At 70.9% G+C, this 11,044-nt stretch carries 9 protein-coding genes; 3 read left to right on the top strand and 6 right to left on the bottom strand.

Annotated elements, in window-relative coordinates; translation table 11 throughout:
* Positions 1-318: 318 nt before the first annotated feature.
* Together ACFSKW_RS05875 and ACFSKW_RS05870 are read right to left on the bottom strand one after the other, a co-directional pair.
* Positions 319-2,556 (bottom strand): alpha/beta fold hydrolase, encoded by a 2,238-nt coding sequence (locus tag ACFSKW_RS05875; RefSeq protein ID WP_379569946.1) that lies wholly within the window; start codon positions 2,554-2,556, stop codon positions 319-321.
* Positions 2,553-3,461 (bottom strand): ABC transporter ATP-binding protein, encoded by a 909-nt coding sequence (locus ACFSKW_RS05870; protein WP_379569944.1) that lies wholly within the window; start codon positions 3,459-3,461, stop codon positions 2,553-2,555. Before ACFSKW_RS05870 ends, ACFSKW_RS05875 begins: the two co-directional genes overlap by 4 nt.
* 156 nt (positions 3,462-3,617) lie before the next feature.
* Between ACFSKW_RS05870 and ACFSKW_RS05865 the strand changes: the two genes are divergently transcribed.
* Both ACFSKW_RS05865 and ACFSKW_RS05860 read left to right on the top strand, forming a co-directional pair.
* Entirely contained in the window at positions 3,618-4,769 is a 1,152-nt protein-coding gene (locus ACFSKW_RS05865) for a sensor histidine kinase (protein WP_379569942.1), read from the top strand.
* Positions 4,733-5,386 carry a response regulator transcription factor gene (locus tag ACFSKW_RS05860; RefSeq protein ID WP_379569940.1) on the top strand — a complete coding sequence of 218 codons (654 nt, stop codon included), beginning with the start codon at positions 4,733-4,735 and terminating at the stop codon, positions 5,384-5,386. Before ACFSKW_RS05865 ends, ACFSKW_RS05860 begins: the two co-directional genes overlap by 37 nt.
* A gap of 703 nt (positions 5,387-6,089) precedes the next feature.
* Here the strand turns inward: ACFSKW_RS05860 and ACFSKW_RS05855 are convergent.
* From ACFSKW_RS05855 to ACFSKW_RS05840, 4 genes are all read right to left on the bottom strand, one after another.
* Positions 6,090-6,905 (bottom strand): NAD-dependent epimerase/dehydratase family protein, encoded by an 816-nt coding sequence (locus ACFSKW_RS05855; protein WP_379569938.1) that lies wholly within the window; start codon positions 6,903-6,905, stop codon positions 6,090-6,092.
* Positions 6,902-7,480 carry a PLP-dependent aminotransferase family protein gene (locus tag ACFSKW_RS05850; protein WP_379569936.1) on the bottom strand — a complete coding sequence of 193 codons (579 nt, stop codon included), beginning with the start codon at positions 7,478-7,480 and terminating at the stop codon, positions 6,902-6,904. The genes ACFSKW_RS05855 and ACFSKW_RS05850 overlap by 4 nt, the downstream gene beginning before the upstream one ends.
* Positions 7,477-8,124: a GntR family transcriptional regulator gene (locus tag ACFSKW_RS05845; protein WP_379569934.1), complete on the bottom strand. Its 648-nt coding sequence runs from the start codon at positions 8,122-8,124 to the stop codon at positions 7,477-7,479. Before ACFSKW_RS05845 ends, ACFSKW_RS05850 begins: the two co-directional genes overlap by 4 nt.
* Positions 8,125-8,191: 67 nt before the next feature.
* Entirely contained in the window at positions 8,192-9,562 is a 1,371-nt protein-coding gene (locus ACFSKW_RS05840; RefSeq protein ID WP_379569932.1) for an MFS transporter, read from the bottom strand.
* Between the two features lie 46 nt (positions 9,563-9,608).
* On the opposite strand from ACFSKW_RS05840, the gene pdxR reads away from it, so the two are divergent.
* On the top strand, positions 9,609-11,036 hold the full coding sequence (gene pdxR, locus ACFSKW_RS05835; RefSeq protein ID WP_379569930.1) for a MocR-like pyridoxine biosynthesis transcription factor PdxR: 1,428 nt from the start codon (positions 9,609-9,611) through the stop codon (positions 11,034-11,036).
* Positions 11,037-11,044: the final 8 nt, after the last annotated feature.

Below are 11,044 nucleotides of genomic sequence, written 5' to 3'. Positions count from 1 at the left end.
CCTACGCCAGGCAGGGCGGACGGTCGCGATCGGCGGAGGGTTGAGCCGCTTGTCTGGGCAGGCTGGGCGGCAGGTGTGGCGGGGGTGCGTGGGCGGGATTCGTTCTCGGGCCGGGTTGGACGGTGGGGTGGAGGGGTGGGCTGCTTGTGGGCTGGGCGGTGGGTGTGGCGGGGGTGCGTGGGCGGGATTCGTTCTCGGGCCGGGTTGGACGGTGGGGTGGAGGGGTGGGCTGCTTGTGGGCTGGGCGGTGGGTGTGGCGGGGGTGCATGGGGCGGGATCCCGGCCCCGCTGGTGCGCGGCAGGGATCACTTGTGACGGTCACGCGGCGGCCGGCGGTTCGCACGTGGTCCCGCGCGGAGGAAGGCGGAGGAACGTGAGGTAGCGGTTGGCGCGCGAGATCGTGCACTTGTTGCCGGATAGGTAGAGCCCGTGCCCGGAGCCGTTGTAGCGGACCGTGGACGAGCCGGGCACACGCGTCACGATGTCGGCGGTATCGTCATGGTCGGTCCACGAGCCGGCGCCGAGGAAGGGCGGGAGCCTGTCGGCGGGAAGCGGGCCGGCGGGGTTGGTGACAGGGGTCGGCCAGCCGACGCAGGCGAGTGGATGCCACAGCGCGTTTCCCGCGAAGTTCGGGGAGATCCGTTCGCCGAGTGCCTTCATACGCTGGAACTCTTCGTAGCTCCTGAAGCCCAGCCCATCCGGGCAGTGGGTCACGTTCATCCCGGCGAAGCTTGGAACCTTCAAGCTGTTCGTGGCCTGCGCGACATAGTCGGAGAAGCCGGAGGCATCCCCGGTCAGGGCCTTGTCGACGACCCTGGCGAATCGTTGCCAGTTGGGGAAGTCGGGTGCGGGACCTGGGCTGATCAGATCGGGCGCGGCGGCCACGATGAAGTCGAAGCCGCTGTAGGCGGCCCGTCCTCCCTTCATGGGAACAGGGGAGCGGTCGGCCCTCGAGAGGAGGCCACGCCAGACGGTGGCCGCGTCTCGTCCGTGCAGGGCGCAGGTGGGCGCGGATTCGCACCAGGCGCTGAACCGGGTGAACTGACCTTCAATGCTCTTGTATCTCTCCTTCGCGTGGGCGGCCTGGTCGGCGAGGTGGTTGACGCTGCCGTCGATGTACATGGCGCGGATGGAACCGGGGAACAGGCGGGCGTAGGTGGTGGCGACCACTCCGCCGTAGGAGGTGGCGATGAAGCTCAGCCGCTGCTCACCCAGGGCGACGCGGATCGCCTCGATGTCCCTGGCGACGGATCCGGAGTCGAGGTTGTCGAAGTATTCGGGATCGGAGCTGCGGCAGCGTTCGGCTGACTCCCTGTTGCGCTCGGCCAGCCTGTCGTATTCGGCGCGATCACGCGGCACGGTGATCCAGGGGCCGGTGGCGAGGCAGTCGTAGGGGATGACGCCCAGGTCGGTGGTGTTGCGCGGGGCGTGGCTGACCACGTCGAACCGCTGGCGCAGGTCGGTGAAGCTGCCGCCCTTCGTCTTCAGGTCTTCGATACCCGAGCCGCCCGGCCCGCCGGGAATGGCGAAGACCGTGCCGATCCGGCGGTGAGTGCCCGTGGCCGGCAGCTTGGCGATCTGGATGGAGACCTTCCGGCCCGACGGTTTCGACCAGTTCACGGGCACCTGGACGGAGGCGCACTCGAGGTCGCCGCCACACGGCTTCCACGACAGCGTCGATGCCGAAGCCGAGGCGCTGGAGGGGATCGTCATCGTCGCGGCGAGCAGAGTGGTGAGCAGCCCTCCCACGACCAGGGGCCTGCTTCCGCGGCCGCGGACGGCGATCGCGACCGCCCCCGCGGTGAGCGCCAGCACGGGATACGCGATCAGCAGAGCGAGGGCCGCGAGCGGAGGCAGGATGCCGGGGCCTTCTCCGGCGACGATCTGGTCGGGCAAGCTTCCGAGCATGAAGGAGCCGGCCTGGGCGCTCAACGGTCGGGGCAGCGTCTGCGCGACCACCGGCAGGACGAAGAGGATCACGATCAGGGCGACCAGCGTGCCCGCGGTCGAGCGGATGACGGCGCCAAGGCCGAGTCCCATCATGGCGACCAGCGGCATGGCCGCTCCGGTCACCAGCAGCTCCGCCATCACGCCCTGGTCGGCCAGGGATGCGCCGAGAGTCCGGCCGTCGATCAGGACCTGCCCGGCGCGCTCCGCGAGGACGGCCTGCGTGACGGCGTGCATGCCGAACACCAGCGCCTGTCCCGCGACCAGGGTGACGGCCGCCAGCGCCGGGATCTTGGCGAACAGGAAGAGCTGCCGTCTGGGCACGGCCACCAGGCTCGTGCTGATCAGGCCGGTGGCATGCTCGGAGGTGATCGACAGCGCGCCGAGTGCGGCCATGACGAAGAAGGCGACGGGCAGCCCGGTACCCAGCCCCGCGCCGAGACTGTCGAAGGCCAGCCGTTCGTCTCCCGTCTGGTTGTCGAAGCCTCGGATGACCATGAAGGTCACGCCGGCGCAGAGCAGCACCGAAAGCGCGGAGAAAGCCAGAAGGTAGAGATTGGACCTCAGCGAGTACAACTTGAGCCACTCGGAGGCGATGGCGTCGATCATCCGGCTGCTCTCCCCGCGCCGAACTCGACGCTCTCCTCGGTCAGTTCCATGAAGGCCTCCTCCAGCGAGGCGTTGCGCGGCGTCAGCTCCCGCAGTGCGATCCCGCGCGCAAGAGCCAGCTCGCCGATCCGCGTCGCGTCGAGGCCGCTCACCGAAAGCCCGCCGTCCTCTTCCCGCACATTCGCGCCGACGGACACCAGCAGCCCGGCCAGCGCGGGCTGATCGGCTGCCCGGACCAGCACCCCTCGCTGGAACCGCGCGACCAGCTCCGACATGGTGGTGTCGGCGATCAACCTGCCCCGCCCGATGACCACCACATGGTCGGCGGTGAGCGCCATCTCTCCCATCAGGTGACTCGACACCAGGACGGTGCGACCCTCGTCGGCCAGCAGCCGCATCAGCTCCCTGATCCAGCGGATGCCCTCGGGGTCCAGCCCGTTGACCGGCTCGTCGAACATCAACACGCCGGGGTCGCCGAGCAGCGCGGCCGCGATGCCGAGCCTTTGGCGCATGCCGAGCGAGAAGCCGGCGATCCGCCGGCTCGCCACCTCGGCCAGCCCTACCTGATCCAGCACATGGCCCACCCGTGCCCGGCCGATGCCGTTGCTGCGGGCCAGGCACCACAGGTGCGCGGCGGCGCTGCGCCCGCCGTGCACCGCCCCCGCGTCGAGTAGCGCGCCCACCTCCCGCATGGGCTCTCGCATCGAGCCGTACGGCCTGCCACCCACCAGCGCCGTCCCGGCGTCAGCCGCCTGCAGGCCGAGGATGACGCGCATGGTGGTGGACTTGCCCGCGCCGTTGGGACCGAGGAAGCCGGTCACCAGGCCGGGTTTCACCACGAAGGTCAGGTCGTCGACCGCCAGCGCGTCGCCGTACCGCATCGTCAGGCCAGTTACTTCGATCATGTGATCCCCATCGTTGCGCTGGTTGCGGCCTCCAGCTTTGATGTGCGGCGCCGAATCATCCATCGGCCTCCACCCACCTTCCGGGTGGGATTTCACCCCCGCCGGGGTAGGCCTGGGCCTACCGTCATCGCACCGCCGATCCGGCAGACTCTTCATGTGCGCACGATCCGCCACCTCCTCCAGCCCCCTGCGGGTCTGCTGCTGAACGCCGTCACCGGGGCGGCGGCCTGGCCGCTGCTCGTCCTGGTAGGGATGTGCGCGGCGTTGGTCCCCTTCGGCGGTCTCGGCAGACCGTTGCTGGCACGTCTGCTCGTCGTGGTCCGCGCGTTGACCCGCCTCCAGCGCGCGCGGGCGGCCGGTGTCCTCGGTCATCGGATCACCGAGCCGTCGCCGCGAGGCCGCACTGTCCGCGACCTGGCCTGGCTGGCCGTCCACGCCGTCGTCGGGCCCGCCTGCCTCATGTCCGTCGGGGCACTGCTGGCCTCCGCCTGGAAGATCGTGCGCCTGCGTACGGCGGAGGCCGGCATGTCGGCGACGCTCACTCTGTCACTGGCGATCGTGACCTTCGTGGTGATCGCACTGGCGGCGATTCCGCTTTTGCACACGCTGCAGGCACGCCTCGCGGAGCGGATGCTGAGGCCCGAGCCCTCCCTCGCCTCGCGGGTCAGGCAACTGACCGAGTCGAGGGCGGCGGCCGTCGACGCGCAGGCGGCCGAGCTGCGCAGGATCGAGAGGGATCTGCACGACGGCGCGCAGGCCAGACTGATCTCGGTCCGGATGAACCTCGGGCTGGTCAGGGGCGCGAGCGACCCCGACCAGATCAGAGACCTGGTGCAGGAGGCGTGGGAGTCCGCAGGTCAGGCCCTGGTCGACCTGCGCGACCTGGTGCGCGGCATCCACCCGCCCGTGCTCGCCGACAGGGGGCTCGCAGGGGCGATCCAGGCCGCTTCGCTGCTGTGCCCCATCCCGGTGGAGGTCGACATCGACCTGCCCGCCCGCCCCGATGCGCCCGTCGAGTCCGCGCTCTACTTCGCGGCCGCCGAGGCCCTGACCAACGTGGCCAAGCACAGCTTGGCCACCAGAGCGTGGGTACGGCTGAGCCACTCGGGCGGCGTTCTGCGCCTGACCGTGGGCGATGACGGCCGGGGCGGCGCCGACCTCGTGGCGGGCACCGGTCTGGCCGGGATCCGCCGTCGCCTCTCAGCCTTCGACGGCACGCTCGCCGTCCACAGTCCTGTCGGCGGACCAAGTGAACTCACGATGGAGCTACCGTGCGCGTTGTCATCGCCGAAGATCTCGCACTTCTGAGAGACGGCCTGGTCCGCCTCCTGTCGGCGCACGGCTTCGAGGTGGTCGAGGCCGTCGACAACGCGCCTATGCTGCTCGACGCGCTGATCCGGCACCGTCCCGACGTGGCCGTGATCGACGTGCGGCTTCCGCCGACCCTGACGGACGAGGGTTTGCGAGTCGCGCTCGAGGCACGCAAGCGGCATCCGGAGCTGCCCGTGCTGATCCTCTCGCAGTACGTCGAGCAGCTGTATGCCCGTGAGCTGCTGTCCGACCGTTCCGGCGGAGTGGGCTACCTGCTGAAGGATCGGATCGGCGACGTCGAGCAGTTCGTCGACTCGGTACGCAGGGTCGCGGCGGGCGGCACCGCGATGGACTCCGAGGTGATCTCCCAGCTCCTCATCCGGCGCGAGCGCGACGAGCCGCTGGGCGAGCTGACCCCGAAGGAGCGAGAGGTGCTCGCGATGATGGCGGAGGGCATGTCCAACGCCGCGATCGCCACCCGGCTGTTCGTCACCGACAAGGCGATCGGCAAGCACACCAACAACATCTTCACCAAGCTGGGCTTGCCACCCTCCGACGACCACAACCGGCGGGTGATGGCGGTGCTGGCCTACCTGGAAGCCGAGCCGGGCTGACGCGTGCCGCCCGAGCCCGCATGAGGCCAGCGTGCGTGGGCCGTGTCTGCGGTTGCCGTGGTCGTGCCGCCCTGTGGTTGGTGAAGGTGCTCGGCGAAGGCTCCCCGAGCGACCATGCTGCGGCGCGCAGGGGTGGTGTGGGGCCCGGGCTGGCTATGCGGCGCGCAGGGGGGTGGGGTGAGGGGTCCTGGGTCACCCATGCGGTGGCGCAGAGGCTCCAGCGCGATGACAGTCTCCCGGCTCGCGACCCCGGTTGCCCTGGCAGCTTGGCCACACCAACGGTGTCCGTCAAAGCGCAACAATCTCAACCGTCTCAGTGACGCCGCCTGCGACAGCGGCTTCGAGGAGCACGCGGCGGAAGCACTCCAGAGCAGTGGAGCGTGGGCCGCGTCCGTGGGCGTTGTGGTGAGACCGGCGCCGCGTGACCGGAGAAGTCGTACCACGCGAGCGTCGTGCCGACCGTCATCGCGGCGATCGGGCGGGCTCTGTGGGTGCCGGTGTGCTGGGGAGCTGGGGTGCCGGTGTGCTGGGGTGCTCGGGAGCTGGGATGCTGGGATGCTGGTGTGCTGGTGTGCTCGGGAGCTGGTGTGCTGGTGTGCTGGTGTGCTGGTGTGCTGGTGTGCTGGTGTGCTGGTGTGCTGGGGTGCTGGGGTGCTGGGGTGCTGGGGTGCCGGGCGTTTCGTGAGCAGGTGCTCCCCTTGGGTCAAGGAGTACGGCCGGTGTCGGGTCTGGCGGCCCATCCTCCGTACTCGTAGTGCGTGTACTGACCCCCCTGGTGAACTTCGGTGTACGGCGGGAGCCGGTCGGCGAACTTCTCGGCGTCGTCCCTCGGCGCGTATCCGAGCGCACTCGCCGCCGCGTTTTGTGACCACCACGAGCGCGTGTTGCGCGAGACGCCGTAGATCGTGACGTGGCCCAGCCCTGCCGGAGCCTTCAGGCAGGCCTCGTACAGCCGTGCCGCGTCGGACGGGCTCAGCCACGTGTGCAGGTGACGCGACTCGGACGGGCGTTCCTCGAAGGACCCGACGCGCACCGAGACGACGTCGAGACCGAAGCGGTCCGCGTACAGGCTGGCGAGCGCTTCGCCGAAGGCCTTGGCGGCGCCGTACAGGCCGTCGGGCCGGACGGCTTCCTGCCCGTCGAGCGTCCGGCCCGCGGGATAGAAGCCGGTGATGCGGTTGGAGCTGGTGTTGACGACTCGCGATACTCCTTCGAGTCGGCAGGCCTCGAACACGTTGTAGACGCCCTCGAGGTTGGGGCCCTTGATCGAGGCGAAGTCAGCCTCGTCGGCGACGCCGCCGAGGTGGATCACCGCGTCCATGCCGTGCACGGCGGCTCTGACCTGGTCGAGGTCGGTGAGCTCGGCCGGGACGTACTCCTCGTGGCCGGCGGTCTCGCCGACGGCGCGGATGTCGGAGAGGCGGACGTGCGCGACCTTCCGCAGGAGGGTGCCTCGCAGGGATCGGCCGATGGCGCCCGCGGCTCCGGTGACGAGAACGCGGCCAGGCAGCTCGTTCACGGCGACCACGCCCGTGGGCCGGAGGTGAGGAGCGGGGCGCCGCCGGGGACGACGACAGTGGCTTCAGCGTTGATCAGGTGCGTGGACGCCTCCGCGAGGATCTCGTCGTGTCTGTAGCCCACGTGCGACCGCACCGCGACTTCATCGCGCATGATGCCCGCTGGCGGGAGGGGTGCTGCCTGATGTTCGTGCAGGTCCGCGTCCCGCTCCTCGAGCGCCTGCGTGGTCGGTTCGGTGTGGGTTCGCGCGTCGGGTGGGAGGGGTGCCGCCTGATGTTCGTGCAGGTCCGCGTCCCGCTCCTCGAGCGCCTGGGTGGTCGGTTCGGTGTGGGTTCGCGCGTCGGGTGGGAGGGGTGCCGTCTGATGTTCGCGTAGGTCTGCGATCCGCTCCTCGAGCGCCAGGATGGTCGGATCTGCGCGGGTCTGCGCGTCTCCGGCGGTGGGTCGTGCGACGGTCTCGCGCATCGTGTTTGTCGGTCTGGCCTGGGTGTCGGGGGACAGGTTGACAGCGTCGGGGTCGGTGCGCGGGTCTCCCCGCATGGACTCGACGACCTGGGCAGCCGACCGGACCGTCATGTGTCCTCCCCGGCCAGGCTGAGCCCTCGCAGGTAGTTGTCGCGCGTGGCCCTTGCCGCCCCGGCGCCGTCGTGGTCGACGACGGCTTGGATGATCTCGTCGTGTTCGCGGGCGGACTGCCCGTCGGGCCCCCGGTTGTGGAAGTACAGGGAGACGACGCGACTGGTGTGCATCTCCAGCGACTCGATGGAGGAGGTGAGGAACCTGTTGCCCGCCCTCCGCACCAGCACGCGGTGGAAGGCCATGTCGGCCAGGCGGGCCCTGCCGAAGTCGTCGTCCCGCACCGCCTGGAGAAGTTCGGCGTTGTGGGCGCGCATGGCGGCCACGTCGTCGCTGGTCGCGGACGGCGCGGCGAGCTGGGCGGCCAGGGCGTGGAGCGTCCCCAGCGGCGCGATGATCAGCGCCAGGTCGTCGGGCTGCGCCTCGGCCACCTTGGGCCTGCGGCGGGGCGGGGTGGTCACCATGCCCTCGCGCTCCAGCTGGATGAGCGCCTCACGGACCGGCGTCCGGCTGACGGAGATCTCCTGGGCGATCGTGGCGTCGTCGAGGATCTCCCCGGGCCGGCGGTACCCCTCCATCAGGCCGTTGCGCAGGTACGCGTATGCCACATCGCGCGCTGACGTGACCGAGCGCTCCGAATCCATACACAATATATAGTATGAAGTACATCAGAAGGTCAAGATCGCCGGCGCAGCGCGGGCACACTGCTGGTCAGGCCGGCATACGTGCGGGCCGCCGCGAAGGGCTCTCCGCGGCGAGGGCCAGGACGGCCGCCACCGCCAGGGCGACGGCGGGGAGCGTGTAGGCGAGGGCCACCGCGTGGCTGACCTCGGCGCTGATCGACCGTCCTGCCAGGGCGTCCGCAGGGAGCAGATGCTTGAGCACGGCTCCCACGACCGCGGTGCCGACGACCCCGCCGATCCTGCCGCTGAGGGTGAAGACGCCGGAGGCGGCACCGGCCATCCCTGGCTCGATGTCACGCATGGCCAGCACCCCCGGAGGCGCGAACACCACCCCCATGCCGATCCCGAAGACGACCAGCCCGGACAGCAGGCCGTTCCCGCTCCACACGGCGTGGCCGAGGACGGCGCAGCCCACGGTCATGAGGGCCAGCCCCGACAGGAGCACGTACCCGCCGCCGAAGCGGTCGGTGAGCCTGCCCGACAGCGGCGCGAACAGGATCGACACCGTGGGGGCGACCCCGGACAGCAGACCGGCCCGCAGGGGTGACAGCCCTGCGCCCGCCTGCAGGTGCAGCAGGGTCAGCAGGACCGTCGAGGAGACGCCGAACGGCAACGCCGTCTGGCCCAGGGTGATCAGCCGGAACGTGCGTGAGGAGAAGACGGCGAACGGCACCAGCGGGTCGGTGTGCTGACGTGCGCGCTGTACCAGGAGGAACGCGCCGAGGGTGAGCGCGCCGCCGGCCAGCCACCACGGCGCGGCCTCGATGAGCGCGAAGACGATCTGGAACAGCGCCAGCCCCAGTAACACCGTGCCGAGCAGGTCGAACCTGCGCAGCCGGTCGACGGGCCTGCGCGGCAACAGCCTGACCGCCAGGACGGTCAGCAGCAGACCGGCGGGGACGTTGACGAGGAAGATGCCGCGCCAGCCCATCGGCTCGACCAGGAAACCGCCGATCGCCGGTCCCGCGGCGACCGCGGCGCCGGAGACCGCACCCCACACTCCCCAGGCGGCGCCACGCCTGGCCGGGGGGAAGAGCTGGGTGACCAACGTTGTGCCCTGCGGCAGGAACAGCGCGCATCCCAGCCCCTGTACGGCCCGCGCCGCGATGAGCCACCCGGGGGTGGTGGCCAGCCCGCAGGCCAGCGAGGCGAGGGTGAAGGTGACGATTCCGGCCAGGAACAGCGGTTTGGGGCCGAAGAGGTCGCCGAGCCGTCCGGAGGTGACCAGCGGCACGGTGGCCGTCAACAGGTAGGAGTTGAGCGCCCAGAACAGCTCGTCGATCCCGGCTCCCAGGTCCGCGCTGACCGCGGGCAGTGCGACGTTCATCATCGTGGAATCCAGCAGCCCGAGCGCGCTGCCCGAGCACAGGACCGCCAAGGAGATCCATGCTTGTCTCATGGCAGCACCTTGAGCCCAGGGTGGCCCATATATAAGGTCCACACCTGTGTCGAGTGACTGGTCCACTTCGCGAGAGCTGCTGCTGCCCGCGATCTCCTCCGCGCCCCACGGGGCCCGCGGTCGCGCCCTGGAACAGGCACTGAAGGAGGCGGTCAGGACCGGCCGCCTGGCCGGCGGCGTCCGCCTGCCTTCGACCCGCGACCTGGCCGCCCAGCTCGGAGTGGCGAGAGGCACCGTGACCGCCGCCTACGACCAGCTCACCGCCGAGGGCTACCTGGTGGCCAGGCGCGGCTCAGGGACCAGGGTCGCCGAGGGGGTCGCGATGGCCGAGCAGGGCGAGGGGCCGCCTACGCGGCCCCGCCGCGAGCTCATCCCGCTGAGACCGGGCCTGCCCTCCATGGCCGCCTTTCCCCGCACCGCGTGGCTGGCCGCCACCCGCGCGGGGCTCGCGGGGCTGGCCGACGCCGAGCTGAGCTATCCCGATCCGGCCGGCCTGGCCGGACTGCGCGCGGAGCTCGCCGCCTACCTGGGTCGGGTGCGCGGGGTCAGCGCGGGGCCGGAAGAGGTGGTGGTGACCCACGGCACCTTCGAGTCGATCGGCCTGCTGGCCGCCGTCCTCAGGGACCGGGGTCACACCACGGTCGCGGTCGAGGAACTGTGCAACAGGGACCTGCACGACCTCCTGGAACTGCACGGATTCGGCGTCGAGCCGGTCACGCTCGACGAGCACGGTCTCGACGTGGAGGCGCTGGAACGCACCGGCAGCCGCGCGGTCGTGGTGACCGCCGCCCACCAGTACCCGCTGGGCGTCGCCCTGCATCCGGCCCGCCGCCGGGCGCTGGCCGACTGGGCCAGGCGCGCCGGAGGGCTGGTGATCGAGGACGACTACGACGCCGAGTACCGCTACGACCGCGCGCCCCTGTCGGCCGTCCAGGGGCTCGCCCCCTCCCATGTCGCCTACCTCGGCACGCTCAGCAAGACGCTCGCGCCCGCCGTACGGCTGGGCTGGATGGTCGTGCCCGCGGCTCTCAGGCACGAGGTCGTCAGGCGCAAGGAGCTGCACGACCGTGGCGTCAGCACCCTGCAGCAGGCGGCCTTCGCCCACTTTCTCCGCGAAGGCGGCTACGACCGGCATCTGCGCAGGACCACGTCGACCTATCGGCGGCGGCGCGACGCGCTGCTGGCCGCGCTGGCCGAGCAGTTGCCCTCATGGCGTCCGTACGGCATCGCCGCCGGGCTGCACGTGGTGCTCCGGCTGCCCGAGGGGACCGACGACGCCGCGCTCGCCGCCCACCTGAGCGACCACGGCATCGCCACCACCCCGTTGTCGGCGTACGGCAGGGCCGCGTTCCCCGCGATCGTGGTCGGCTACGCCAGGCTCAGCCCGGAGCGACTTCACGAGGCGGTGGCCCGGCTGCGCGCCGCCGTCGGTCCGCCCACCGTGGGGGAGGCGTCCGGCCCGCCCTCGATATGAGGGAGCGC

The sequence above is a fragment of the Nonomuraea mangrovi genome (assembly GCF_042681425.1).
Lineage (GTDB): Bacteria > Actinomycetota > Actinomycetes > Streptosporangiales > Streptosporangiaceae > Nonomuraea > Nonomuraea mangrovi.
The sequence above is the reverse complement of the archived record's forward strand: the minus strand, read 5'-3'. Positions and strand labels throughout refer to the sequence as shown.